Source organism: Kitasatospora sp. NPDC033851 (genome assembly GCF_055576085.1).
The window spans coordinates 578,956-602,990 of record NZ_JBVIRL010000002.1 but is presented as its reverse complement, the minus strand read 5'-3'; the positions used below and the strand labels follow the sequence as shown (position 1 = coordinate 602,990).

General features: G+C 73.1%; 22 protein-coding genes. 12 read left to right on the top strand and 10 right to left on the bottom strand.

Annotated features, from left to right (window positions below):
- Positions 1-194: 194 nt before the first annotated feature.
- From msrA to ACZ51D_RS05845, 3 genes are all read right to left on the bottom strand, one after another.
- Complete coding sequence (gene msrA / locus ACZ51D_RS05855) at positions 195-872, bottom strand: peptide-methionine (S)-S-oxide reductase MsrA (RefSeq protein ID WP_396287768.1); 678 nt, start codon at positions 870-872, stop codon at positions 195-197.
- 127 nt (positions 873-999) lie between these two features.
- Complete coding sequence (locus ACZ51D_RS05850; RefSeq protein WP_465616753.1) at positions 1,000-2,136, bottom strand: hypothetical protein; 1,137 nt, start codon at positions 2,134-2,136, stop codon at positions 1,000-1,002.
- Positions 2,137-2,230: 94 nt separating this feature from the next.
- The gene (locus ACZ51D_RS05845) at positions 2,231-3,886 is read right to left on the bottom strand and encodes a M48 family metalloprotease (protein ID WP_465661308.1); all 1,656 of its coding nucleotides are present in this window, start codon (positions 3,884-3,886) and stop codon (positions 2,231-2,233) included.
- Positions 3,887-4,089: 203 nt separating this feature from the next.
- On the opposite strand from ACZ51D_RS05845, the gene ACZ51D_RS05840 reads away from it, so the two are divergent.
- Positions 4,090-5,244 (top strand): cystathionine gamma-synthase, encoded by a 1,155-nt coding sequence (locus tag ACZ51D_RS05840; RefSeq protein WP_360506445.1) that lies wholly within the window; start codon positions 4,090-4,092, stop codon positions 5,242-5,244.
- On the opposite strand, the gene ACZ51D_RS05835 is transcribed toward ACZ51D_RS05840, so the two are convergent.
- Positions 5,241-5,729: a MarR family winged helix-turn-helix transcriptional regulator gene (locus ACZ51D_RS05835; RefSeq protein WP_360506448.1), complete on the bottom strand. Its 489-nt coding sequence runs from the start codon at positions 5,727-5,729 to the stop codon at positions 5,241-5,243. The genes ACZ51D_RS05840 and ACZ51D_RS05835 overlap by 4 nt on opposite strands.
- A 123-nt stretch (positions 5,730-5,852) precedes the next feature.
- On the opposite strand from ACZ51D_RS05835, the gene ilvA reads away from it, so the two are divergent.
- From ilvA to ACZ51D_RS05820, 3 genes are all read left to right on the top strand, one after another.
- Entirely contained in the window at positions 5,853-7,064 is a 1,212-nt protein-coding gene (gene ilvA / locus ACZ51D_RS05830) for a threonine ammonia-lyase (RefSeq protein WP_465616757.1), read from the top strand.
- Positions 7,065-7,389: 325 nt separating this feature from the next.
- On the top strand, positions 7,390-8,466 hold the full coding sequence (locus tag ACZ51D_RS05825) for an ATP-binding cassette domain-containing protein (RefSeq protein ID WP_465616759.1): 1,077 nt from the start codon (positions 7,390-7,392) through the stop codon (positions 8,464-8,466).
- Between the two features lies 1 nt (position 8,467).
- The gene (locus ACZ51D_RS05820) at positions 8,468-9,325 is read left to right on the top strand and encodes an ABC transporter permease (RefSeq protein WP_465616761.1); all 858 of its coding nucleotides are present in this window, start codon (positions 8,468-8,470) and stop codon (positions 9,323-9,325) included.
- Positions 9,326-9,404: 79 nt separating this feature from the next.
- On the opposite strand, the gene greA is transcribed toward ACZ51D_RS05820, so the two are convergent.
- The gene (gene greA, locus ACZ51D_RS05815; RefSeq protein WP_030055385.1) at positions 9,405-9,905 is read right to left on the bottom strand and encodes a transcription elongation factor GreA; all 501 of its coding nucleotides are present in this window, start codon (positions 9,903-9,905) and stop codon (positions 9,405-9,407) included.
- Positions 9,906-10,245: 340 nt separating this feature from the next.
- Positions 10,246-10,659: a DUF4307 domain-containing protein gene (locus ACZ51D_RS05810; RefSeq protein WP_360506461.1), complete on the bottom strand. Its 414-nt coding sequence runs from the start codon at positions 10,657-10,659 to the stop codon at positions 10,246-10,248.
- Positions 10,660-10,875: 216 nt separating this feature from the next.
- On the opposite strand from ACZ51D_RS05810, the gene mca reads away from it, so the two are divergent.
- From mca to ACZ51D_RS05790, 4 genes are all read left to right on the top strand, one after another.
- Positions 10,876-11,781 (top strand): mycothiol conjugate amidase Mca, encoded by a 906-nt coding sequence (gene mca, locus ACZ51D_RS05805; protein WP_360506463.1) that lies wholly within the window; start codon positions 10,876-10,878, stop codon positions 11,779-11,781.
- Positions 11,782-11,830: 49 nt separating this feature from the next.
- Positions 11,831-12,022 (top strand): hypothetical protein, encoded by a 192-nt coding sequence (locus tag ACZ51D_RS05800; protein WP_465661307.1) that lies wholly within the window; start codon positions 11,831-11,833, stop codon positions 12,020-12,022.
- 43 nt (positions 12,023-12,065) lie between these two features.
- Positions 12,066-14,108 carry a thioredoxin domain-containing protein gene (locus ACZ51D_RS05795; RefSeq protein ID WP_465616766.1) on the top strand — a complete coding sequence of 681 codons (2,043 nt, stop codon included), beginning with the start codon at positions 12,066-12,068 and terminating at the stop codon, positions 14,106-14,108.
- An 83-nt stretch (positions 14,109-14,191) separates the two neighbouring features.
- The gene (locus ACZ51D_RS05790; protein ID WP_465661306.1) at positions 14,192-15,052 is read left to right on the top strand and encodes a GNAT family N-acetyltransferase; all 861 of its coding nucleotides are present in this window, start codon (positions 14,192-14,194) and stop codon (positions 15,050-15,052) included.
- A gap of 55 nt (positions 15,053-15,107) precedes the next feature.
- Here the strand turns inward: ACZ51D_RS05790 and ACZ51D_RS05785 are convergent, their stop codons facing one another.
- Complete coding sequence (locus tag ACZ51D_RS05785) at positions 15,108-16,040, bottom strand: hypothetical protein (protein ID WP_465616897.1); 933 nt, start codon at positions 16,038-16,040, stop codon at positions 15,108-15,110.
- A 258-nt stretch (positions 16,041-16,298) separates the two neighbouring features.
- Between ACZ51D_RS05785 and ACZ51D_RS05780 the strand changes: the two genes are divergently transcribed.
- Positions 16,299-16,955, top strand: coding sequence for a papain-like cysteine protease family protein (locus tag ACZ51D_RS05780; protein WP_360506474.1), 657 nt, complete (start codon positions 16,299-16,301; stop codon positions 16,953-16,955).
- A gap of 8 nt (positions 16,956-16,963) precedes the next feature.
- Positions 16,964-17,881, top strand: a complete 918-nt coding sequence (locus tag ACZ51D_RS05775; RefSeq protein ID WP_465661304.1) for a hypothetical protein — start codon at positions 16,964-16,966, stop codon at positions 17,879-17,881.
- 87 nt (positions 17,882-17,968) lie between these two features.
- On the opposite strand, the gene ACZ51D_RS05770 is transcribed toward ACZ51D_RS05775, so the two are convergent.
- Both ACZ51D_RS05770 and ACZ51D_RS05765 read right to left on the bottom strand, forming a co-directional pair.
- Positions 17,969-18,625, bottom strand: a complete 657-nt coding sequence (locus ACZ51D_RS05770) for a TetR family transcriptional regulator (protein WP_465661303.1) — start codon at positions 18,623-18,625, stop codon at positions 17,969-17,971.
- An 8-nt stretch (positions 18,626-18,633) separates the two neighbouring features.
- Positions 18,634-20,199, bottom strand: coding sequence for an MFS transporter (locus ACZ51D_RS05765; protein WP_465661302.1), 1,566 nt, complete (start codon positions 20,197-20,199; stop codon positions 18,634-18,636).
- A gap of 310 nt (positions 20,200-20,509) precedes the next feature.
- Between ACZ51D_RS05765 and ACZ51D_RS05760 the strand changes: the two genes are divergently transcribed.
- On the top strand, positions 20,510-21,118 hold the full coding sequence (locus ACZ51D_RS05760; RefSeq protein WP_465616776.1) for a hypothetical protein: 609 nt from the start codon (positions 20,510-20,512) through the stop codon (positions 21,116-21,118).
- Here the strand turns inward: ACZ51D_RS05760 and trhA are convergent.
- The gene (gene trhA, locus ACZ51D_RS05755) at positions 21,089-21,781 is read right to left on the bottom strand and encodes a PAQR family membrane homeostasis protein TrhA (RefSeq protein ID WP_465616778.1); all 693 of its coding nucleotides are present in this window, start codon (positions 21,779-21,781) and stop codon (positions 21,089-21,091) included. The two genes, ACZ51D_RS05760 and trhA, sit on opposite strands and share 30 nt — an antisense overlap.
- 284 nt (positions 21,782-22,065) lie before the next feature.
- Between trhA and ACZ51D_RS05750 the strand changes: the two genes are divergently transcribed.
- The gene (locus ACZ51D_RS05750) at positions 22,066-23,892 is read left to right on the top strand and encodes a phosphoenolpyruvate carboxykinase (GTP) (protein ID WP_465616780.1); all 1,827 of its coding nucleotides are present in this window, start codon (positions 22,066-22,068) and stop codon (positions 23,890-23,892) included.
- The last annotated feature ends 143 nt before the right edge of the window (positions 23,893-24,035 follow it).

The window sequence follows — 24,035 nt, the reverse complement described above, 5'->3', positions numbered from 1 at the left end:
TGGCCCCGGGCCCCCCCCGCGCGGGGGCGTCCCGCGTGGGTCGGGGCGCCGGGGGGGCGCCCCCCCGGGCCGGGGGGGCCCCCCCCCCCCGGGGGGGGGCCCCGCCCCGGGGGGGGGGGCGGGCCCGCCCCTGCTGGCCCTTCCAGTCTGCGCCCGGAACCCGGCGCGGGTCACATGGAAGCGCCGACGCCCGGTCAGCCCTGGGTGCGGGCCACGCCGATCGGGCAGGAGGCGCCCGTACCGCCGAGACCGCAGTAGCCGTTGGGGTTCTTCGCCTCCGACAGGTACTGCTGGTGGTACGGCTCGGCCGGGAAGAACGGGCCGGCCGGGGCGATCTCGGTGGTGATCGGGCCGTAGCCGAGCGCGGTCAGGGCCGGCTGGAAGGCGTCCCGGGAGGCCGCGGCGGCCTCGGCCTGGGCGGGCGAGTGGGTGTAGACCGCGGAGCGGTACTGGGTGCCCACGTCGTTGCCCTGGCGGTTGCCCTGGGTCGGGTCGTGCGCCTCCCAGAACGTCTTCAGCAGCCGCTCGTAGGAGACCACCGCCGGGTCGTACACCACCCGGACCGCCTCGGTGTGCCCGGTCAGCCCGCTGCACACCTCCTCGTACGTCGGGTTGGCGGTGAAGCCGCCCTGGTAGCCGACCAGCGTCGTCCAGACGCCGGGCAGGCGCCAGAACGTCCGCTCGGCGCCCCAGAAGCAGCCCAGCCCGAAGTCGGCCACCTCCAGGCCCTCCGGGTACGGGCCGGACAGCGGGTGCCCGAGCACGGTGTGCGGTTCGCGCAGCTCGAAGGACGGGGCGGCCCGGCCGGGCAGCGCCTGGTCGGCGGGGACGAGCGAGGTCTTGTGGCGGTTGAACAGCACGGCCTGCTCCATCGGGTCGGGAAACCTGGTGCAGTGTGCAACGCGAACGGCCGCCCCCGGATTCCGGGAGCGGCCGTCGGGTTCCGTCCGTCGTGGCCCGCTGCGGCCGCGACCGCGGGCGCGGTCAGGCCTGTGGCGGTCAGGCCTGCTGTTCGGCTGCCGCGACCGCGCCCCGGACCGCGTCGATCCGCAGGTCGACGAAGGCCTGCCGGGGATCGTTGAAGATCACGGTGAACGGCTGCGGGATGTACCGGCCCAGCGCCCGGTACTGCTCCAGCGCCTCGGTCGACCGGCCGGCCCGGGTCAGGCCGTACGCGAGCCAGCCGCGCGCGTACCGGATCCGGTGGTGGTCCGGATCCGCGGCCGCCAGGTCGGCGAGCGCGGCGTCCAGGGCGGCGCCGACCTCCGGCCGCTCCCAGGCGGTGAGCTTCTCCCGGTCCTGGCCGAACTGCTCGTAGTACGCCTCCAGCTTCATCGGCGCGAGCAGGCTGCCGGCCGGCGCGGCGGCGACCGCCGCGTCGACGAACCCGTGCATCAGCTCGTGGCTGCCGTGCCACTTGTCGCACCAGTACTGCAGCGCCCGGTTGTGCGCCGCCCAGTGGTGCGGCTCGCGCTTGGCCAGCTCCGCCCAGAGCTCCCGGAACCGGTCGTTGGACCAGTTGAGGCCCATGGCGACGGAGATCTGCGCGGCCCACGGGTTGGGGTCGTCGTCGGCAGCGAGCTCGACGGCCGCCACACAGGCCTCCTCGGCCTCGGCCAGGACCCGGTGGAAGCCTGCGGCCTGCTCGCGGCTGACGTGCTGGGACCGGGCCGAGGTCCGGATGTTCCAGGCCAGGTACACCAGGGCGTCCGCGTGCACCAGCGCGGCGGCCGGGTCCTGCGGCCGCTCCGCGCGCCAGGCGCGCAGCCAGCCGTCGTCCTCGGCCGCCAGCCGGGCCAGCGCGCGCTGCCGCATCCAGCGGACGTCGGCGGTGGCCTCGGTGGTCAGGTAGGCGGCGGCCGGCCGCCAGTCGCCCGCCTTCGCGGCGGCGAGCGCGGCCGCCTCCTCGGGGCCGGGCTCGTCGTCCAGGACCAGCTCGCTGCCCGGCAGCAGCCCGTGGTCGGCCGGGGTGATGGTGTTCTTCGCCCGCGCCTCCTCGGTGAGCCGCGCCTCGTGGGCCGCGATGGTGGCCTTGGCCCGCTCCAGCTGGGCCAGCTTGCGCTTGGCCAACCGGGTCATGACGACCGGGAACAGCAGGACGAGGCCGACGACGACGAGCACGATGATGCCGATCAAGGAAGCTCCTTCCGAGGTGTGGCGGCCGGTCCGCCCGGTGGGTCGGTCCGCCGGGTGGATCAGAGAGCCGGGCGGGGTCAGGCAGCCGGGTGGGTCAGACGGCCGGGGCGGTGGGCGACGGGAGGCCCGCGCCGGCGAGCAGCGCGCGCAACGGCGCGGTGTCCGGGGTGTCCGTGCAGGCGGCGTCGAGGGCCGGGTCGAAGGCGTACTCGAAGCCGTCCGGCAGGCGGAGTTCGGCCGGCCCGGACCAGGAGAGCTCCCAGTCGGCCCGTCCGGCTTCGGCCAGGGCGACGACGGCGGCGTGCGCCAGCTCCTCGCGCAGCGCCGGGCGGGCGAACTCGCGGGCGGCCCGGCCGGTGGCGGCGGCGGCCTGTTCGCTCTTCGGCAGCCGGTCGGTGAACTCCCAGGCCCGGCCGGCGTCGACGGCGTCGAGCAGGCCGTGGACGGTGGGCGGCAGGCCCAGTGCCGTCAGTGCCCGGCCGGCCGGGGCGGCCGCCTCGCGGGCGTGCGTCAGCATCGCCCCGCGGACCAGTGCGGGCCACTCGACCCGCTGCTTGCCGGCCGCCTCGGGGATCAGCGAGACGACCTCCAGCTCGGCCAGCACCCGCTCGGCGTCGTGCAGCAGCGCGAGGGCGGGTGCGTCGGCGCCGGGGCCGCGTCCGTCGTCGGGCAGCGCCTCGATCGCGGCGACCCGGCGGTCGATCGGCGGGTGCGAGTCGTACGGGTCGGGCTCGTGCTCGGGCAGTTCGAGCGCGTACTCGGCGAGCTCCTGCCGGCGCTTCGGGTCGCTCAGCAGGTGGAGCAGGCCGCCGTAGACCTGGCCGGGCGGCGGGAGCAGGCCCGCGTCCCAGCCGATGGTGGCGTAGCGGCCGAGGTAGAAGTCCTGGGCGGAGTCCAGCACCGGCATCTTGCGCAGCGCCGAGGCTGTGGCGTCCCGGCCCGCCAGCCGGGCGGCGACCAGATCGGCGGCGTACTCCTGGCGGCGGCCGACCGCCTCGGAGAGCCGGAAGTAGAGCTTGGCGTACAGGGTGAAGAGCTTGGCGAGGGCCCGGTCGACACCGCCGCCGGCCTCCTCGCCGGCGGGCTTGCGGCCCTTGGCCAGCCGCTTCTCCGACTTGGCGGCGAGCTTGGCGGCCTCCTCGGCCTGGTGCAGGTCGGCGCGCTGGTGGAGACCGCCGATGGTGTGCAGGACGGCGCGGCGCCCGGCGACCGTCACGGCGGCCAGCCGTACGTCCCGGTTGCTGTAGTGGCCGAACTCGTGCGCCAGGACGGACTCCAGCTCGCCCTCGGTGAGGCCCATCAGCAGCGGGGCGCCGATGACCAGGTGCCGCTTGCCGGGGACCAGGCCGAGCAGCTTGGTCTCCTCCAGCACGCCCGCGTTGACCTCGGGCACCAGGCGGATCTCGGCCGGTCCGCGGACGCCGGTCCGCTCGGCGATCCGGTCGACCATGCCCCAGACGGCGGGCTGCTGCTCGCGGGTGAGGCGGACGCCGGGCAGCTCGCTGTCGTCGGTGCGGCGGCGGGTCAGGAACACCACCCGGAGCACCGGGTAGCCGATGACGGCGGTCACCCCCCAGATCTTGATCAGCCCGGGGTTCAGGTGGCCCGAGGCCTGGAACAGGGCGATGTCGAGGGTGAGCAGGCCCGCGACGATGCCGAGGGCGAGCAGGTAGAAACCGGCGAGCAGGGCCACGGCCGTGACGGCCCGGACGGATGTGCTCATGCCGGTGGAACGCTGGGGCGCGCCCATGCGGTGGTCCTCCCGGGGCGCGACGGCAGGACGGCGCGCGGTTGTTGCGTGGTGAACATGTGTACGGCAGGTGGGGATCGTAGCGGCTGCCGGTGCCCTACGCACCGCAGTTCGTGCCCGCCGTAGCCCCGCCCCGTCCACGGGTCCGGCCCGGCTTCCCGTTCCGGGGGGCGCGCGGGCGTACGGCCATTAGGCTCGGACTCATGACCGAGCACCAGCTTCCCCAGGGCTTCGAGACCCTCGCCATCCACGCGGGTCAGGAAGCAGACCCCCAGACCGGGGCCGTCGTCACGCCGATCTACCAGGTGTCCACCTACAAGCAGGACGGGGTGGGCGGCCTGCGGGGCGGCTACGAGTACAGCCGCAGCGCCAACCCGACCCGCACCGCACTGGAGGAGTGCCTCGCCGCGCTCGAGGGCGGCGCCCGGGGCCTCGCCTTCGCCTCCGGCCTGGCGGCCGAGGACACCCTGCTGCGCACCATCCTCAAGCCGGGCGACCACATCGTGATCCCCAACGACGCCTACGGCGGCACCTTCCGGCTCTTCGCCAAGGTGCTGACCCGCTGGGGCGTCGAGTTCTCCGTGGCCAACACCCAGGACCTGGCCACCGTCCGCGAGGCGCTGCGCCCCAACACCCGCGCGGTGTGGGTGGAGACCCCGTCCAACCCGCTGCTGGGCATCACCGACCTGGCCGCGCTCGCCGAGATCGCGCACGGCGCCGGCGCGCTGCTGGTGGTCGACAACACCTTCGCCAGCCCGTACCTGCAGCAGCCGATCGCGCTCGGCGCGGACGCGGTCGTGCACTCCACCACCAAGTACATGGGCGGCCACTCGGACGTGGTCGGCGGCGCGCTGGTGCTGGCCGACGCGGCCCTCGGCGAGGAGGTCGCGTACCACCAGAACGCGATGGGCGCGGTCTCCGGCCCGTTCGACGCCTGGCTGGTGCTGCGCGGCATCAAGACGCTGGGCGTCCGGATGGACCGGCACAGCGCCAACGCCGAGAAGGTCGCCGAGCTGCTGGCGAGCCACCCCAAGGTCAGCCAGGTGCTGTACCCGGGCCTGCCCGAGCACCCCGGCCACGACATCGCCGCCAAGCAGATGAAGGCCTTCGGCGGCATGGTCTCGTTCCGGGTCGCGGGTGGCGAGGAGGCGGCCGTCGAGGTCTGCAACCGCGCGCAGCTGTTCACCCTCGGTGAGTCGCTCGGCGGCGTCGAGTCGCTGATCGAGCACCCGGGCCGGATGACGCACGCCTCGGTGGTCGGGTCGGCGCTGGAGGTGCCGTCCGACCTGGTGCGCGTCTCGGTCGGCATCGAGTCGATCGACGACCTGCTCGCGGACCTCAAGCAGGCGCTGGGCTAAGTCTGTTGGCCCTGCTGGTCCGCCGTGTACGACTCCATCGCGTGGTTGAAGCGGGCCAGCAGGGCGCAGAACGCCTGTTGCTCCTCCGGCGGCCAGTCGGCCACCAGGCGGCGGGTCAACTCGGCCCGTCCGTCCCGGACTTCGTCGAGCCGGCCGGCGCCGAGGGAGGTCAGTGCGAGCCGTACGGCGCGGCGGTCGGCCGGGTCCTGCACCCGGCCGACCAGTCCGGCGGCGACCAGCGGGGCGACCTGGCGGGTCACCGTGGAGGAGTCCACGCCCAGTGATTCGGCCAGTGCCTTGACGTTGGCGGGCCCGTGCCGCTCCAGCCGGTCGAGCAGCAGGTAGGCGGCCCGGTCCAGTGTCCCGACCCCGCCGCCGGAGGTCCGGACCTGTTCCATGCGGCGCGCGAACACCGCGAGCTGGTACTGGAGTTGGGTGTGCACGGGGTCGGTGCGGTCGGTGGCCTGGGGCGAGGTCGTCGTCATCGCGGCTCACGATCGTCGTGCGGTGAGTGAGGCTCAGAAGCAGCAGCGTACGCGGGCGCGGCGGACCCGGGAACAGGCCCGGCGTCCCGGATTGCCACCGTCCGGGCCTCTAACCTGGGGGACATGCACAACTGGCCGATCACCCTCGACGACGTCCGCGGCGCCCAGAAGATGCTCGCCGGGATCGCCCGGGTGACCCCGATGGAGGGCAGCCGGCACCTGTCCGGGCTGATCGGCGCGCCGGTCCACCTGAAGTGCGAGAACCTGCAGCGCACCGGCTCGTTCAAACTGCGCGGGGCGTACGTGCGGATCGCGGGGCTCTCACCGGTGCAGCGGGCCGGCGGGGTGGTGGCGGCGAGCGCCGGGAACCACGCCCAGGGGGTGGCGCTGGCGGCCTCGCTGCTGGGGGTGCGTTCGACGGTGTTCATGCCGGTCGCGGCGCCGCTGCCGAAGGTCGCGGCCACCCGCGAGTACGGCGCCGACGTACGGCTGCACGGCGCCACCGTGGACGAGGCGCTGCAGGCCGCGCAGCGGTACGCGGACGCGACCGGTGCGGTGTTCATCCACCCCTTCGACCACTGGGACGTGGTCACCGGCCAGGCGACGGTCGGGCTGGAGATCCTGGAGCAGTGCCCCGAGGTGCGCACCATCCTGGTCGGGGTGGGCGGCGGCGGGCTGCTGGCCGGGATCGCGGCGGCGGTCAAGCCGCTGCGGCCGGACGTGCGGGTGGTCGGGGTGCAGGCGGCCGGCGCGGCCGCGTACCCGCCCTCGCTGGTGGCCGGGCGGCCGGTGTCGCTGGAGCACTTCGCCACCATGGCCGACGGGATCATGGTCGGGCGCCCGGGGGACATCCCCTTCGAGGTGATCAACACGCTGGCGGACGGCATCCGCACGGTCTCCGAGGACGCGCTGTCGCGGGCCCTGCTGCTCGGCCTGGAGCGGCTGAAGCTGGTGGTCGAGCCGGCCGGGGCGGCCCCGATCGCAGCGCTGCTGGAGCAGCCGGACTCCTTCGAGGGCCCGGTGGTGGCGGTGCTGTCCGGCGGCAACATCGACCCGCAGCTGATGCAGCGGGTGCTGCGGCACGGGCTGGCGGCGGCCGGGCGCTACCTGTCGCTGCGAGTGCGGCTGGCGGACAAGCCGGGCTCGCTGGCGGACCTGCTGGGCGTGCTGACCAGGTTGGACGCCAACGTGCTGGACGTGGCGCACGTCCGGATCGACCCGAAGCTGGGGCTGACCGAGGTCGAGGTGGACCTGCACCTGGAGACCAAGGGTCCGGAGCACTGCGCGGCGGTGGTAGGCGAGCTGCGGGACTCGGGGTACGTCGTCTCCGGCTAGCCGCCGGGTCTCCGGTCGGGTGTCGTTCGGGGCGTCGGGCGGGCGTCCGACGGGCGTCGGCCGGGGCCGGTGGGGCGGGAGTGGCCACCGGGTTTCCAGTTGCCGGTGGCTCGGGGCCTGATTGCCGGTCGTTGCTGCGGTGGGATGCCGGTTCTCCCTGGAACGATGGCGGAGCTGCATCCCTTGACGCGATATATCGCATCCTGGGAAGCTCGCGATACATCGCGTTCGAGTCCCGCGGGTCGAGAATCGGGTCGCCCGCGCGCCCGAAAGCGGGGCAAAGTGGGACAGATCGCTCCAGACGTCCGAGGAGATGAGGCAGGCCATGGCGCCAGCCATCCAAGCCGAGAACCTGGTGAAGACCTTCGGCGACGTACGAGCCCTGGACGGTGTCAGCCTCGACGTCCCCGAGGGCACGGTGCTCGGGCTGCTCGGCCCGAACGGCGCCGGGAAGACCACCACCGTGCGGGTCCTCACCACCCTGCTCCGCCCCGACTCCGGCCACGCGGTGGTCGCCGGCGTCGACGTGCTCAAGCACCCCGACCGGGTCCGCAGCCTGATCGGCCTGTCCGGTCAGTACGCGGCGGTCGACGAGTACCTGACCGGCTTCGAGAACCTCACGATGGTCGGCGAGCTCTACCAGATGAGCACCCGCGACGCGAAGGCCCGCGCGCTGGAGCTGCTGGAGTGGTTCAACCTGACCGAGGCCAAGGACCGCACCGCCAAGACCTACTCCGGCGGCATGCGCCGCCGCCTGGACCTCGCCGCCGCGCTGGTCGTCCGCCCGCCGGTGATGTTCCTGGACGAGCCGACCACCGGTCTCGACCCGCGCAACCGGCTCGGGCTCTGGGAGGTCATCGAGACCCTGGTCGAACAGGGCACCACGCTGCTGCTCACCACCCAGTACCTGGAGGAGGCCGACCGGCTCGCCCACGACATCGCGGTGGTCGACCAGGGCCGGGTGATCGCGCGCGGCACCGCCGACCAGCTCAAGGCCCAGATCGGCGGCGAGCGGATCGAGGTCGTGGTGCACGAGCCCGGCCTGGTCGCCGACGCCGTCGCGGCGCTGTCCGGCTACGCGCTGAGCGAGCCGGCGGTGGAGAAGAACACCCGCCGGATCACCCTGCCGATCAGCGGTGGCGCCCGGGTGCTCGCCGACGCCATCCGCGAACTGGACACCCGCGGGATCGAGATCGACGACATCGGGCTGCGCCGCCCGACCCTGGACGACGTCTTCCTCACCCTCACCGGCCACGTCGCCGAGCAGGCGGACCAGGAGGGCGGCTCCGACCCCAAGGGCCGGGGCCGGGGCGGCCGGGGCAAGGGCAAGGCCGACGACGCGGACGACGCCGGGAGCCGGGGACCGGACAGGCAGGCCGTCGCGGCCGGGAAGGAGAGCTGAGATGAGCGCCGCCACCGAGCACGCCATCGGCGCGCCGATGCCCAGACAGCGCCGGGGGCTGGCCGCCGCCCTGCACGACTCCTGGGTGGTCGCCAAGCGCAACCTGCGCCGGATGACCCGCATCCCGGAGATCGTCGTCTTCGGCCTGATGCAGCCGGTCATGTTCGTGCTGCTGTTCTCGTACGTCATGGGCGGGGCGATCAAGATCCCGGGGGCGGACTCCAGCTCCCACACGTACATCCAGTACCTGATGGCCGGCATCTTCGCCCAGACCGTCACCTTCGCCACCGCCGGGGCCTCGGCCGGCATCGCGGAGGACATGACCAAGGGCCTGGTGGACCGCTTCCGCTCACTGCCGATGGCTCGCTCGGCGGTGCTGGTCGGCCGCACCCTGGCGGACCTCGTCCAGACCGGGTTCATCGTGATCGTGCTGGGCCTGGTCGCGCTGCTGGTCGGCTGGCGGATCCACGACGGGGTGCTCAACGCGCTCGCCGCCTTCGGCCTGCTGCTCCTGCTCGGCTACGCCTTCTCCTGGATCGGCGCGCTGATAGGCCTGTCGGTGCGCAGCCCCGAGGCGGCCACCTCGGCCGGGCTGATCTGGCTGTTCCCGCTGACCTTCGTCTCCAACGCCTTCGTGCCGGTCGCCTCGATGCCGGGCTGGCTGCAGGGGATCGCGTACTGGAACCCGTTCAGCGCCACCGTCCAGGCCTGCCGGGTGCTGTTCGGCAACCAGGTCGGGCCGGTGGACAGTGCCTGGCCGATGCAGCACGCGGCCCTGGTGTCGGTGCTGTGGTCGGTCGTGATCACGGCGGTGTTCTCGTGGCTGGCGGTCCGCAAGTACCGCTCGTCCACCGGTTGAGCCGGCACCGCCCGGACAACGGAAAGGGCGGCCGCGGAGTCAGTCGACTCCGCGGCCGCCCTCGGCGTCGTGGGCCGGATCAGCCGGCGTGCGGCACGACCTTGACGATCTTCACCATGGCCGGCTTGCCGTTCGGGAGATCGTAGGTGGCCTCGTCGCCGATCTGCTTGCCGTCGATCGCGCGGCCCAGCGGCGACTGCGGGGAGTAGACGTCCAGGTCGTCGGCGCCCGCGACCTCGCGGGAGGCGAGCAGGAATTCCATGAGGTCGTCCTCGTCGCCGTCGAAGGCGACCGTGACGACCATGCCCGGGGCCACCACGCCCGAGTCGGCCGGGGCCTCGCCGACCTTGGCGCGCTCCAGCAGCTGGGTCAGCTGGCGGATGCGCAGCTCGTACTTGCCCTGCTCCTCCTTCGCCGCGTGGTAGCCGGCGTTCTCCTTGAGGTCACCCTCCTCGCGCGCCGCCTCGATCTTCTGGGCGATCTCGATGCGCCAGGGCCCGGTCAGGTGATCCAGCTCGGCCTTGAGCTGGTCGTAACCGGCCTGAGTGAGCCAGGTCACGTTCTCGCTGGTCTGGGTCACGGGTGCTCCTCGTCGGTGCTGGGGCTGCGCTGAGCGTGTGGGTCGTCAGCAGGGTTGGTGGTGATATCGGTCTCAACTACAAAGCAACGCCCGCTCCCGTACCATCCGGTGCGGAAGGGGCGAAACCACGAGCCTAACAAGTCCTGCCGACAAGCGGGAGAGGCGCCGGCGCGCCATTGACGGTGGCGTTACGCCGCGGTGTACAGGACGGAGAGCGGGACCTCCTACGGATGCCCGCTCGCCCGATCGAATATGCGCCCCACCCGTATCCGCGCCACTCGTATGCGCCCCGCTCGGTTTGGGCTTACTGGGCTTGGGCTTGGGCTTACTCGGCTTGGGCTTACTTGGCGGGCGTGCAGCCCAGCAGTTCGGCGGTGGTGCCGCGCGACGTGGTGCGCAGGGTGACCGTCGCGTCGTAGCTGGAGCCGGCCGCCGGGACCGGGAAGTCGGCCACCCCGACCACCGCGTGGTCGTCGCCCTGCGAGCGGACCGTGCAGGTGCCGGCCTGTCCGTCGCTCTTGCTCACGGTGAGGTGCAGCTGCACCTCGGAGTCGGAGAGCACCTGGAAGGTCGGGACCGAGCCGTTGATCTTCGTCTCGCGCAGCAGGTAGGAGCCGCCCAGCCAGGCGATCAGCCCCAGGCCCAGCACGCCGCAGACCGCGCCGACCACCCTGAGGCGGCGGTCCGAGTCGCGGTTGCCGCCACGTCCGTAGCGTCCCTCGGGCAGCCGGGCGGCGGTGGTCTCTGCGGTCATCGGACTCTGTCCTCTCCTGGGGAGGGGCCGTGCGGGGTGGTGCGGGGAATGCGACGGACCTCCAGTCCGTCACTATAGGAGGGACACGCCCGCGGCCGGTCCGGCGGGGGCGGGGCTCGGCCGGGATCGACGACTTCCGAAGGCCGGCCGGCCCCGCGGCGACGCGGTCCCGTAGTGAGCGGTTGGTGCCCGATGATGTGGAAGGAACGCAAGGCGTTGACTGAGCAGTTGCGACTGATGGCGGTGCACGCCCACCCGGACGACGAGTCCAGCAAGGGCGCGGCCACCATGGCCATGTACATCGAGCAGGGTGTGGACGTGCTCGTGGCCACCTGCACGGGGGGCGAGCGCGGGTCGGTACTCAACCCCAAGCTCCAGGGGGACCCGTACATCGAGGAGAACATCCACGAGGTGCGGCGCAAGGAGATGGACGAGGCGCGGGCGATCCTCGGCGTCAAGCAGGCCTGGCTGGGCTTCGTGGACTCCGGCCTGCCCGAGGGCGACCCGCTGCCGCCGCTGCCGGAGGGCTGCTTCGCCCTTCAGGACGTCAAGGAGGCGGCCGAGCCGCTGGTCCGGCTGATCCGCGAGTTCAAGCCGCAGGTCATCACGACCTACGACGAGAACGGCGGGTACCCGCACCCCGACCACATCATGACCCACAAGATCACCATGCTGGCCTTCGACGCCGCGGGCGACCCGGACGCCTACCCCGAGGCCGGCGAGCCCTGGCAGCCGCTGAAGCTGTACTACAACCACGGTTTCCCGATGGGTCGCATCCGCGCCCTGCACCAGTACCTCACCGAGCACGGCCACGAGTCGCCGTACGGCGAGTGGATCGCGGGCTGGGAGAAGAGCGGCCGCAAGGAGCGCGAGATCACCACCCGGGTCCGCTGCGACGACTGGTTCGAGACCCGCGACCGCGCGCTGATCGCCCACGCCACCCAGATCGACCCGGACGGCCCGTGGTTCCGCGTCCCGCTGGACGTCCAGCGCGAGGTCTGGCCCACCGAGGACTACGAGCTCGCCCGTACCCTGGTCGACGTGGACCTGCCGGAGGACGACCTCTTCGCCGGCCTGCGCACCCCCACCCTGGCGGCCGAGGCCGCCGACACGCGCGACTGAACCACCCCCCGATGGCCCGGCTCCCTGTGAGCCGGGCCACCATAGAGATATGAGTGCCTCCGTGAACCTCGTCCACCTCGCCGCTGACCTCGCCGTCGACGACGCCAAGGTCACCCCCGGCCTCCTCGGCTTCGTCGTCTTCGCCGCCCTCGGCGTGGCGACCTGGTTCCTGGTCAAGTCCATGAACCGCCAGTTCAAGAAGGTCGACTTCGCGGAGGAGCCGGAGGCTCCGAAGGAGTGAGTCACCGGCGCCCCGCCGCCCGTTGATGCGCGAGGATGGGGGCATGCCGAACCGTCTCGCGGACGCGACCTCGCCGTACCTGCTGCAGCATGCCGAGAACCCGGTCGACTGGTGGCCCTGGGCGCCGGAGGCGTTCGAGGAGGCACGGCGGCGCGGGGTACCGGTGCTGCTGTCGGTCGGGTACGCCGCCTGCCACTGGTGCCACGTGATGGCGCACGAGAGCTTCGAGGACGCCGGGCTCGCCGGGTACCTGAACGAGCGGTTCGTCGCGGTCAAGGTGGACCGGGAGGAGCGCCCGGACGTCGACGCCGTGTACATGGAGGCGGTGCAGGCCGCGACCGGGCAGGGCGGGTGGCCGATGACGGTCTTCCTCACGCCCGACAAGGAGCCGTTCTACTTCGGCACGTACTTCCCGCCGCAGCCCCGGCACGGGATGCCGTCCTTCCGGCAGGTGCTGGAGGGTGTGGACGCCGCCTGGCGGGACCGCCGGCAGGAGGTCGGCGAGGTCGCCGGACGGATCCGCGCCGAGCTGGCCGAACGGGCCGCCGTCTACTCGGCCGGCACCCACAACCCGCCCGGCGAGGCCGACCTGCACCAGGCACTGGTGACCCTCAGCCGGGAGTTCGACCAGGCGCGCGGCGGCTTCGGCGGCGCGCCCAAGTTCCCGCCGGCCATGGTGGTCGAGTTCCTGCTGCGCCACCACGCGCGCACCGGCTCCGAGGCGGCCCTGGAGATGGCCGTCCGCACCGGCGAGGCGATGGCCCGCGGCGGCATCCACGACCAGCTCGGCGGCGGCTTCGCCCGGTACGCGGTGGACGCCGGCTGGGTGGTGCCGCACTTCGAGAAGATGCTGTACGACAACGCCCTGCTGCTGCGCGCCTACCTGCACCTGTGGCGGGCGACCGGCTCGGCGCTCGCGCGGCGGGTCGCACTGTCCACAGCGGACTTCCTGCTGCGCGAACTCCGCACGCCCGAGGGCGCGTTCGCCTCCGCGCTGGACGCCGACAGCCTGGACGAGGAAACCGGGAAGCCCGCCGAGGGCGCCTACTACGCCTGGGAGCCCGGCCAGTTGGTCGACCTGCTCGGCCCCGCCGACGCGGCCACCGCCGCCCGGCTGTTCACCGTCACCGCCGAGGGCACCTTCGAGCACGGCACCTCCGTTCTCCAACTCCTCGCCGAACCCGAGGACTTCGCCGAGTACGAGGCGATCCGCGCCCGGCTGTCCGAAGCCCGTGCGGCGCGGCCCGCACCCGCCCGGGACGACAAGGTGGTCGCCGCCTGGAACGGCCTCGCCATCGCCGCGCTCGCCGAGACCGGCGCGCTGCTGGAGAGGCCTGACCTGGTCGAGGCCGCCGAACGCGCCGCCGACCTGCTGCTCGCCGTCCACCTCACCTCCGACGGCCGGCTCCTGCGCACCTCCCGGGACGGCCGGGCCGGCGCCAACGCGGGCGTGCTGGAGGACTACGCGGACACCGCCGAGGGCTTCCTCGCGCTGTACGCCGTCACCGGCGAGGCGGAGTGGCTGCAACTGGCCGGCGGCCTGCTCGACACCATCCTCAAGCACTTCACCGACGAGGTTTCCGGTGCGCTCTACGACACCGCCGACGACGCCGAGGAGCTGATCCGCCGCCCGCAGGACCCGACCGACAACGCCACCCCGTCCGGCTGGACGGCCGCCGCCGGCGCCCTGCTCACCTACGCCGCGTACACCGGCTCCGACCGGCACCGGACGGCCGCCGAGCGGGCCCTCGGCGTCGTCGGCGCGCTCGCCGGGCGGGCACCGCGGTTCATCGGCTGGGGCCTCGCCGTGGCGGAGGCGCTGCTCGACGGGCCGCGCGAGGTCGCCGTGGTCGGCCCGGCCGGGGACCCGGCCACCGCCGCGCTGCGGCGGGCGGCACTGCTCGCGACGGCGCCGGGCGCGGTGGTCGCGGTGGGCGAGCCGGGGGAGACCGAGGTGCCGCTGCTGGCGGACCGGCCGCTGGTCGGTGGGGCTCCCGCGGCGTACGTCTGCCGGCACTTCGCCTGCGACGCGCCGACCACCGACCCGACGGTGCTCGCGGAGCGGCTGGGTACGGCGGTCCGATAGCGGCGACCACGGGGCGAAGGGGGCTCGGCGCGGCGGCCGGATAATCGTTGGCGGGAGCGGACGGGCCGGGGCGACCATGGTCCATGACCTGGACTTTCAGTACCTCCCTCGACGATTTCCGCGCCCAGGCGGGTGCCTTTCTCGCCGCCCGCCCCGCCGAGAACACCGTCCTGCTCACCATTGCGCACCGGCTGGCCGAGTCCGGGCTGGACGTGTTCGGCGAGCCGCCGGTCTTCGGCTGGTGGCGGGCCGAGGAGGGCGGCCCGGTCGCGGGCGCCTTCCTGCAGACGCCGCCGTTCGACCCCCGGCTGTCCTTCCTGCCGGAGGCCGCGGCCGCCGAGCTGGCGGTCGAACTGGCCGCCGCCGGGGCCGGGTTCACGACGGTCAACGGGATCGGTGGGGGCGCCGTCGCGGTCCGCGCCTTCGCCGCCGCGTGGACGGCGGCCACCGGCGCCGAGCAGTCCGTCCGCTTCGAGGAACGGCTCTACCGGCTCGGCCGACTGACCGACCCGCCGCGCCCGCCCGCGGGCCGGCACCGCCTCGCCGAGCCGGCCGACCGCGAGCTGGCGATCCGCTGGTACGAGGAGTTCCGGGCCGAGGCCAAGGTCCGACTGCCGGACGTGCCGCGGGCGGTGGACGAGAAGACCGCGGCCGGCGGACTGCACCTGTGGGAGGACGGCGGCCGGCCGGTCGCGCTGGCCGGAACCAGCCCGGTGCTCGTCGGGATGTCCCGCATCGGCCCGGTCTACACCCCCGCCGAGCACCGCGGCCACGGCTACGGCAGCGCCGTCACGGCTGCCGCCTCGGCCCATGTGCTGACCTGCGGGGCCGACGAGGTGCTGCTGTACACGGACCTGGCCAACCCGACCAGCAACTCCATCTACCGGCAGATCGGGTACCTGCCGGTGGAGGACTGCCTGATCATGGACTTCCCGGCGCGGTAGGGGAGTTGCGGCGGCCGACGATCGCTCGCAGCCGGCCCTCGTCGGCGCCCGCCCGTCACTCCCAGTCCCAGCGGATCCCCAGGATGCACGGCCGCAGCGCGGTGGCGACGAGATGGACGCAGTGGTGGCCGTCGAGGGTCAGCTCCTCGGTCTCGTACGGGGCTTCGCCCGGGGAGTGGAGGGCGAAGCGGTGGCAGCGCACGGGGAGGGCGTCGGGGTGGAAGGTGACCTGGAGGACGTACTGGCCGGCGCCGGAGTTGAAGCCGCGGACGTACTCGCAGCTGGGGTCCGGGGAGGGCGCGTCGTCGAAGCCGTAGCCGAGCAGGTGGGTGTCGCCCGCGCGTAGCCGGCGGTCGAGGAGCAGTTCGGCGGCGAGCAGGTGGTGGGCCTGGTCGCGGCGGATGCGGCCGGGGCGGCAGTTCTCCTCGGCCCGGACGCCGACGCGGGTGATGTCGCTGCCCGGGTCGCCCTGGTAGAGGGCGAGGTAGCGGTCGATGCCGTCGCGGTGGGCGCGCAGCGCGTGCTGGGAGTCGCGGCGGGCGAGTTGGCGGTCGGGGCCGATCCGGATGCGCTCGATGTGGGTGACGGTGTGCAGGCCGGTGTCGCGCGGCCCGGCGAGGGCGGAGAGCAGGTCGTCGACGGCGGCGGCGGGGGAGATCAGGTCGCGGTACGGCCGGACGGGTGGGCCGGCGGGCGCGGTGCCGACGGCGCGGCGGGGACCGAGCAGCCGGGTGAGGGAGTGCTCGGGCAGGTCGAGGACGTTCTCCAGGGCGGCGACGGCCCGCAACGACTCGGGGCGTTCGGGCCGGCGGCGGCCCTGCTGCCAGTAACTGAGGCTGGTGAGGCCGACATTGACGCCGCGCAGCGCGAGGTGGCGGCGGATCCGGTGCAGCGCGAGGCCCCGGACGGCGATGGCGGTGCGCAGGGCGAGGTGGAACGGGCCGGTGCGCAGGGCGGCGGCGAGGTCGGCTGGGTCGCTTCGGTGGATGGCGGCCTCCTGAGGCGCGGACGGACCGGCTTTTGACCGTGAATATTCACATCGGTACGGCGGTTTGTCACCGGTCCGCGCCTGCTGCGCGGGGGTTTCCCGGGCGGCGTTCACATCCGCGCCCGGCCGTTCACACTCCGGCCCGGGCCCGTCCGAAGGCCGTTGACCCGCCTGCGGCCAGGCGCGATGCTCGGGGCGCGATCCGGACCGCGCCCCCACACAGCACCTCGCTCCACTCGTGCAAGGAGGCATTCCCCCATGCCAGTTCCACGGATACGGCTGCGCCGCGCGGTCTCGCTGCTCGCCCTCGGCGTGCTGGGCCCGGCGCTCACCGCCGCGGTGGCCGCGCCCGCGATCGCCGCCCCCGCCCAGGACCGGGCCCCACACCAGGTCCGCCAGGCGGCGGCGCCCGGCAGCACGGCCGATCTGGCCGGCACGTACAAGAAGCTCAACATCACCATGCAGCAGCAACAGCAGACCAACTGGTGCTGGGCGGCGAGCGGGAACACCATCGCCACCTGGTTCGGCTACAACTACAGCCAGAACCAGTTCTGCAACGCCGCGTTCGGCCGCGCGTCCGACTCCGGCTGCCCCAACAGCCAGGCCACGCTGGCCGATGTGCAGAACGGGCTGGACTGGGTCGGCATCAACCCGGGCTCGTACGTCACCGGCTACCTGCGCTACAGCACCGTGCAGGCCGAGGTGGACGCCAACCGGCCGGTCGAGACCCGCATCCAGTGGAGCTCCGGCGGCGGGCACATGCACGTCCTCTACGGCTACGACACCGGGAACAACTGGGTCTACTGGGGCGACCCGTGGCCGTCCAACTACCGCTACAACTGGGCGGATTACTGGTACTACGTGAACAACGACACGTTCTCGTGGACCCACTCCCTGTACCGGATCGGCGCGTGAGGGCGACCATGACCGAGAGCCGTAACCTCCGTCGGGCCGCCGTCGGCGCCCTGCTCACCGCCGGCCTCGCGCTGGCGCTCGCCCCGGCCGCGCATGCCGCCGCCCCCGGGTCGGCCGCCCCGGCCCCAGCGCCGGTGCCCGCCGCCGAGCTCGACCAGGCCCGCAGCGCGGTCCTGGACCCGGCCGTCCTCGACAAGGTCGGCCACTTCTTCGCCCGCAAGGGCGTCCCGCCGACCCAGCAGCTGACCCTCGGTGCCGCCGAGGAGGCGCGGGAGGCGAGCGCGTCCGCGCCGCGGCTGGCCGGCGACACCGTGCCGGTGTACGTCCTGGACGCCGGCTTCGTGGCCGGCACCCCGGGCGCACCGGTGGCGAAGGCCGAGTTCACCGCCAGCAAGGTGGTCGCGGCGGACGGGCAGACCGCCTCGGTCTGGACGGTCCGGCAGGGCGAGGCCTGGCGGGTGGTGAACATCGCCTCGGGCGGCGACGAGAGCGACTACGCGGCGAAGGCGGCGAGCGGCGGCGGCACCGCCTTCCGCGAGCCGCAGGTCAACGCCTGGTACGTGCTGCGCGACGGCCGGGTGCTGCCGCTGGACGACGAGGCCCGGCGCTCGGTGGGCGCGGACGGGGTGACGCTGGCCGCGTACCAGCAGCTGGTCCACCAGCGGTACGGGGACAAGCTGCCCGGCTCGGCGTACGACCGGGCGGGCAGGGGCGGCGGCTACCAGGCGGACGCCGCAGCCGGCGCCGCTGCCGACGCCGCGGACGCCGCCGTGCAGCAGGTGGCCGCGCCGGAACCGGCGGCGGAGTCGGCTACGGGCGGCGGCGCGGCGCTGCCGGCCGTGACGGCGGTCGCGGCCCTCGGCGCCACCGCGCTGGCGGGCGCGGGCGCCGTCCTGCGGCGGAGGACGGGCGTCCGCCGCGGGTGAGGGGGAGCGGGGCCCGGCCGAGCGGCCCGGGCCCCGCTGCCTGTCCCCTCTTACCGCGACCGCTCACACCCCGGTTACCGCGACCGCTCACACTCCGGCGAAGCCGCTCTCCAGCATCGCGAAGGTGCGGTCGACCAGGTCCGCGATGTCCTCCCGGCCCCCGCCGGCGGCCCACTGCAGCAGGGCTTCGGCGGTGGCGGCGGCGATGGCGGCGGAGGTGACCCGCATCTCGTACGTGGGCTCCTCGACGCCGGCCCGCCGGGTGAGCACGGTGAGGAACAGCACCTGCGGGTTGTTGCTGCTCCGGTGCAGTCCGGCCCGCAGCGCGGGGACCTCGGTGACCAGCCGCATCCGGGTGTACAGCTCGTCGCGCTCGTGCTGGAGCAGCTCGCGGATCAGGCCGATCATGGCTTCCCGGCAGGAGGTGAGGAAGGGTTCGTCGACGGGCCGCTCCAGCAGGGCGGCGATCACCGCCGGGTCGTACTCGTCGGAGAGGACCAGGTCCTCCTTGGTGGCGAAGTACCGGAAGAAGGTGGACGGCGAGACCTCGGCGGCGGCGGAGATCTGCTCCACCGTGGTGTTCTCGTAGCCCTGCTCGGAGAACAGCCGGTAGGCCTCACGGCGGATGCTCTGGCGGGTCTTCAGCTTCTTGCGCTCGCGCAGCGACAGCGGCGCCTCCAGTAGCGCCTGGACCGGGTTGGTCGGGGCGTCCGGGAGGGCCGCGGTCGGTTGCTGGCGAGTCATGCGTCCGATTATCCGTGATCTCCGGTGTCGGCCGAGGTGGCGGCAGCGGGCTCCGTGGGCATCCGGGCCGCTACCAGCACCGCCGAGAGCACCGCGACCAGCCCGGCGAGCAGCAGCACCACCCCCATCCCGTGCACGTACGCCGCGTGCGCGGAGGCGCTGAGCGCGGGCCCGCCCCCGGCCCGGGCGACGGCGTCGGCGGCGACCACCGACTCTCCGGCCCGGTGCGCCGCCTCGGCCGGCAGGCCGCCGGTGTCCAGCGCGTTCCGGTACGCCCCGGACAGCAGACTGCCGAAGACGGCGATGCCGAGCGCGCCGCCGACCTGCCGCAGGGTCTGCAGAAGTCCGGAGCCGACTCCGGCGCGGGCCGGCGGCAGCGTGACCAGGGCGCAGGCCTGGGCGGTGATCAGCGACAGGCCCATCCCGATCCCGAGCACGCCGAGCCAGAGCGCGGCCCGTCCGTAGCCGTCCCCGGCGCCGGTGCGGCTGCCGAACAGCAGGGCGGCGGCGAGCAGGGCCAGGCCGAGGGTGATCACTGTCCGGGCGCCGATCCGAGTGACCAGCGGGTCGGTGAGCTTGGCGGCCACCATCAGTCCGAGCATCATCGGCATCAGCCGCAGGCCGCTGCCGAGGGCGTCGGTGCCGAGCACGCTCTGGAAGTAGAGCGGCAGCACGAAGAAGGCGCCGAACAGGACGAACGAGATCAGGGTGGCCGCGACGGAGGACCAGCGGAAGGTCCGGTCGGCGAGCAGGGCGAGGTCGAGCATCGGCTCGGGCCGGCGACGGCTGCGCAGCACCAGGACGGTGAGGGCGAGCACCGAGCCGGCCAGCGTGCCGGTCACCAGCGGGTCGGCCCAGCCGCGTTCGGAGCCTTCGATGATGCCGTAGGTGAGCGCACCCAGTCCGGCGGCGGCGAGCACGGTGGCGAGCAGGTCGATCCGGGGCGCGGCGGGGTTGCGGCTCTCGGGGAGCAGCAGGACGCAGGCGACGATGCCGGTCACGGTCAGCGGGATGTTGATCGCGAAGACCGAGCCCCACCAGAAGTGCTGGAGGAGGAAGCCGCCGATCAGCGGCCCGAGCGGGGCGCCCGCGGAGAGCGCGGCGGCCAGGACCGCGGTGGCCCGGCGCTGTTCGGCGGGTGGGAAGAGGACGGGGATCACCGCCAGGGACATCGGCATGACCAGCGCGCCGGCCAGGCCCATGCCGGCGCGGGCGGCGATCAGGGTGGTGGGGGAGTCGGTGAGCATCCCGACGGCGGAGGCGAGGCCGAACAGCGCGAGGCCGGCGGTGAGTGTGCGGCGGCGGCCGAACCGGTCGCCGAGCAGTCCGGCCGGGAGCATCACGGCGGCGAAGACCACGGTGTAGGCGTCGATGATCCACTGCTGCTGGCCGGTGGTGGCCCGCAGCTGCGAGGCGAGCGTGGGCAGGGCGACGTTGAGGATCGTCATGTCGAAGCTGATCACCAGGACGCTCAGGGCGACGGCGATCAGGGCGAGCCGGCGGCGCCGGTCGGCGGTGGCGACGGCCGGGGCGGTGGCGGTGGCGGTGGCGGGACTGGGCGGGGCGGCGGGCACGGTGACCTCCAGGACCCTCTGTCGGCAGTTTCTCTCAAATGACAGTAACTCTCAAAAGATGGTCACCGTCAATATGATGATGCTGTCACCGCACTGTAACGCTCTGTGATGCGTCCTGTAAGTGCTGCTTCCACACAAGGAATTGACGCAACGTTGATCTGTCGTTCGCCCCCCGTGGGCAGTCGGGAGTGACTGACGGTAGATACCATGTGGCAATCGGTCAGTGCTGGCCGACGCGTGCCGAGAGCGGAGAAGGGGTGGGGCGGCAGGCGCCGACCACGAGCCCGGCACCGGGGAAAGGGGAGCCGAAGTGGCCGACACGGACGACAAGCAGGCGAGCGCCCAGGTGTGGGGTGCGGCGGTGGTGGTGGCCTCCGCGCTGGCCGTGGTCGCGGCCTATCTGATCAACGGGGCCCTGTTGGTCCTGGGGGTCGCCGGGATCGAGACCGTGCTGCTCATGGTCTACGTCGGCCGTCGCTGGCGCGCCCAGCACGGTCGGCCCTCCCCGGTCCGGCACCGCCCGCGCCGCGGCATCCCGGACGCCGCGCACTGCGAGCGCTGCCGCCGGGCCCGGGAGGCACTGGACGCCCGGCAGTCGCGCGGCCGCTCGGCCCGGACGGTTCGGCCGGAGCCGATGGCGCGGGAGTCGTCGGCGTCGGAGTCGTCAGCGCCGACGCGCGCGGGAGCCCAGGGGCACCCGGCGGAGCACGGGCAGCACGAGAGTCACGAGCACCAGGAACCCGGCCCCCGGCCGGAGTCCGGCGCGGCCGACCGCCAGCCGTACGCGCGCCGCCCGCAGGGCCGGGCGCCGTACGAGCGGCCCTGGACGGCCGAACGGGCGGCCGCCCGGTCCGTGGACCGTTCGACCGCCCGTCGGGGTGCGCCGGGTTCAGCCGGCCGTGCTGTACGCCACCAGTGAGACGCCGACGTACTGCACGATGAACGCCCCGAGGGTGAAGGCGTGGAACACCTCGTGGAAGCCGAACCAGCGCGGTGAGGGGTTGGGCCGCTTGAGCCCGTACACCACGCCGCCGATGCTGTAGAGCACCCCGCCGACGATCATCAGCACCAGGACGGCGACCCCGCCGGTGTGCAGGAAGTCCGGCAGGAAGAACGCGGCGGCCCAGCCCAGCGCGAGGTACACCGGCGTGTACAGCCAGCGCGGCGCGCCGACCCAGAACACCCGGAACGCGATCCCGGCGAGCGCGCCGCCCCAGACCGCCCAGAGCAGCAGTTGCTGGTTCGCGCCCTTGAGCAGCAGCATCGTGAACGGCGTGTAGGTGCCCGCGATGATCAGGAAGATGTTCGCGTGGTCCAGCCGGCGCAGCACGGCGTCGCCGCGCGGTCCCCAGTTGAAGCGGTGGTACACCGCGCTGACCCCGAACAGCAGCCAGGCGCTGACCGAGTAGATCGCGCAGGCGATCTTGGCGGGCGTGGAGTCGGCCAGGCAGATCAGCACGATCCCGGCGGCCACCGTGGCGGGGAACATCGCGGCGTGCAGCCAGCCGCGCCACTTGGGCTTGCTCTCCCTGTTCTCGGCAGGGCCCTCCGCGAGGCTCTCAGCGAGCGCAGCAGCAGTCATGGACAGCATGTTACCGGCGACCTACGGATCCGTAGGTTACTCGCGCGTAGGAAGTGGCGATCATCACTCTTGGACGTTTTGGAGTATTTGGAGTGTGGTCCCGCGCACTCCGTCCGGGACGTGAGCGACCTGTTACCGATGGGTAACCGTACTTACAGTAGTAAAAGATGCGTCAATTTCGACGCTTCGGGGCGTTCCGGCCTTGAGCCCGGAGCTACGCTGCAAGCACCCTCAGACCCCCGCAACGCCGTCTCTTCGCCGAGATGGCGTGAAACGGAGCGATCGTGTCGTACGAGATCTCTGCTCTCAGCGCATCCGCGCCCACCCACCACAAGCAGCTGCTGGCTTGGGTGAGCGAGATCGCCGAGCTCACCCAGCCGGACCGCATCGAGTGGTGCGACGGTTCCGAGGACGAGTACCACCGCCTCGCGGACCTGCTGGTGGCGCAGGGCACCTTCAAGAAGCTCGACGAGGAGAAGCGCCCCAACTCCTACTACGCCGCCTCGGACCCGACCGACGTCGCGCGCGTGGAGGACCGCACCTACATCTGCTCCGAGCAGGAGAAGGACGCCGGACCGACCAACAACTGGAAGGCCCCCGCCGAGATGCGGGCCGTCTTCCAGGGCGAGCAGGGCCTGTTCCGCGGCGCGATGAAGGGCCGCACGATGTACGTCGTGCCCTTCTCGATGGGCCCGGTCGGCTCCCCGCTGGCCGCGTACGGCGTCGAGATCACCGACTCCGCCTACGTTGCCGTGTCGATGCGCGTGATGACCCGCATGGGCCGGGCCGTGCTGGACCAGCTCGGCGAGGACGGCGACTTCGTCAAGGCCGTGCACACCGTCGGCGCCCCGCTCGCCGAGGGCGAGGCCGACGTGGCGTGGCCGTGCAACAGCACCAAGTACATCTCGCACTTCCCGGAGACCAAGGAGATCTGGTCCTTCGGCTCGGGCTACGGCGGCAACGCCCTGCTCGGCAAGAAGTGCTACGCGCTGCGCATCGCCTCGACCATGGCCCGTGACGAGGGCTGGCTGGCCGAGCACATGCTCATCCTGAAGCTCACCCCGCCGAACGGCGAGGCCAAGTACGTCGCGGCCGCCTTCCCGTCGGCCTGCGGCAAGACCAACCTGGCCATGCTCCAGCCGACCGTCCCGGGCTGGAAGGTCGAGACGATCGGCGACGACATCGCCTGGATGCGCTTCGGCGCCGACGGCCGCCTCTACGCCATCAACCCCGAGGCCGGCTTCTTCGGCGTCGCCCCCGGCACCGGCGTGGACACCAACGCCAACGCCATCGAGACCCTCTGGGGCAACACCGTCTTCACCAACGTCGCCCTCACCGACGACGGCGACGTGTGGTGGGAGGGCCTCACCGAGGAGCCCCCGGCGCACCTGACCGACTGGCGCGGCAACGACTGGACCCCCGAGTCCGGCACCCCGGCCGCCCACCCGAACGCCCGCTTCGCCGTCCCGGCCGCGCAGTGCCCGACCATCGCCCCCGAGTGGGAGGACCCGGCGGGCGTGCCGATCTCGGCGATCCTGTTCGGCGGCCGCCGCGCCACCGCCGTCCCGCTGGTGACCGAGTCCTTCGACTGGCAGCACGGCGTCTTCCTCGGCGCCAACATCGCCTCCGAGAAGACCGCCGCCGCCGAGGGCACCGTCGGCGAGCTGCGCCGCGACCCGTTCGCGATGCTGCCGTTCTGCGGCTACAACATGGGTGACTACTTCGCCCACTGGCTGAAGGTCGGCGCCCAGGCGGACGCCGCCAAGCTGCCGAAGATCTACTACGTCAACTGGTTCCGCAAGAACGCCGAGGGCGCCTTCGTGTGGCCCGGCTACGGCGAGAACAGCCGCGTGCTCAAGTGGATCGTCGAGCGCCTGGAGGGCACCGGCGAGGGTGTCGAGACCCCGATCGGCGTGCTGCCGACCGTCGAGGGCTTCGACCTCGGCGACCTGAAGCTGACCCAGGACGACCTCGACCTGCTCTTCACCGTGGACGCCGACATCTGGCGCCAGGAGGCCGCCCTCGTGCCGGCCCACCTGGAGACCTTCGGCGACCACACCCCGAAGGAGCTGTGGGACGAGTACCGGAACCTCGTCGCGCGCCTCGGCTGAGCCTGAGCCTCAACCGAGCGAGAGGTGGGCGCGCGGCACGAACCGCGCGCCCGCCGATGCGACAGGACGGCCGGAGTTCCTCCGGACGATCTTTCCCCGACCAAGGAGATCGTCCGGACCGGGACTCCGGCCGTAGTGCTGTC

Bases quoted from the DNA above. Each gene is read 5' to 3' on its own strand.
- msrA (WP_396287768.1), bottom strand. From the start codon at position 872: ATGGAGCAGGCCGTGCTGTTCAACCGCCACAAGACCTCGCTCGTCCCC.
- ACZ51D_RS05845 (WP_465661308.1), bottom strand. From the start codon at position 3,886: ATGGGCGCGCCCCAGCGTTCCACCGGCATGAGCACATCCGTCCGGGCC.
- ACZ51D_RS05840 (WP_360506445.1), top strand. From the start codon at position 4,090: ATGACCGAGCACCAGCTTCCCCAGGGCTTCGAGACCCTCGCCATCCAC.
- ACZ51D_RS05835 (WP_360506448.1), bottom strand. From the start codon at position 5,729: ATGACGACGACCTCGCCCCAGGCCACCGACCGCACCGACCCCGTGCAC.
- ilvA (WP_465616757.1), top strand. From the start codon at position 5,853: ATGCACAACTGGCCGATCACCCTCGACGACGTCCGCGGCGCCCAGAAG.
- ACZ51D_RS05825 (WP_465616759.1), top strand. From the start codon at position 7,390: ATGGCGCCAGCCATCCAAGCCGAGAACCTGGTGAAGACCTTCGGCGAC.
- ACZ51D_RS05820 (WP_465616761.1), top strand. From the start codon at position 8,468: ATGAGCGCCGCCACCGAGCACGCCATCGGCGCGCCGATGCCCAGACAG.
- ACZ51D_RS05810 (WP_360506461.1), bottom strand. From the start codon at position 10,659: ATGACCGCAGAGACCACCGCCGCCCGGCTGCCCGAGGGACGCTACGGA.
- ACZ51D_RS05800 (WP_465661307.1), top strand. From the start codon at position 11,831: ATGAGTGCCTCCGTGAACCTCGTCCACCTCGCCGCTGACCTCGCCGTC.
- ACZ51D_RS05795 (WP_465616766.1), top strand. From the start codon at position 12,066: ATGCCGAACCGTCTCGCGGACGCGACCTCGCCGTACCTGCTGCAGCAT.
- ACZ51D_RS05790 (WP_465661306.1), top strand. From the start codon at position 14,192: ATGACCTGGACTTTCAGTACCTCCCTCGACGATTTCCGCGCCCAGGCG.
- ACZ51D_RS05780 (WP_360506474.1), top strand. From the start codon at position 16,299: ATGCCAGTTCCACGGATACGGCTGCGCCGCGCGGTCTCGCTGCTCGCC.
- ACZ51D_RS05775 (WP_465661304.1), top strand. From the start codon at position 16,964: ATGACCGAGAGCCGTAACCTCCGTCGGGCCGCCGTCGGCGCCCTGCTC.
- ACZ51D_RS05770 (WP_465661303.1), bottom strand. From the start codon at position 18,625: ATGACTCGCCAGCAACCGACCGCGGCCCTCCCGGACGCCCCGACCAAC.
- trhA (WP_465616778.1), bottom strand. From the start codon at position 21,781: ATGACTGCTGCTGCGCTCGCTGAGAGCCTCGCGGAGGGCCCTGCCGAG.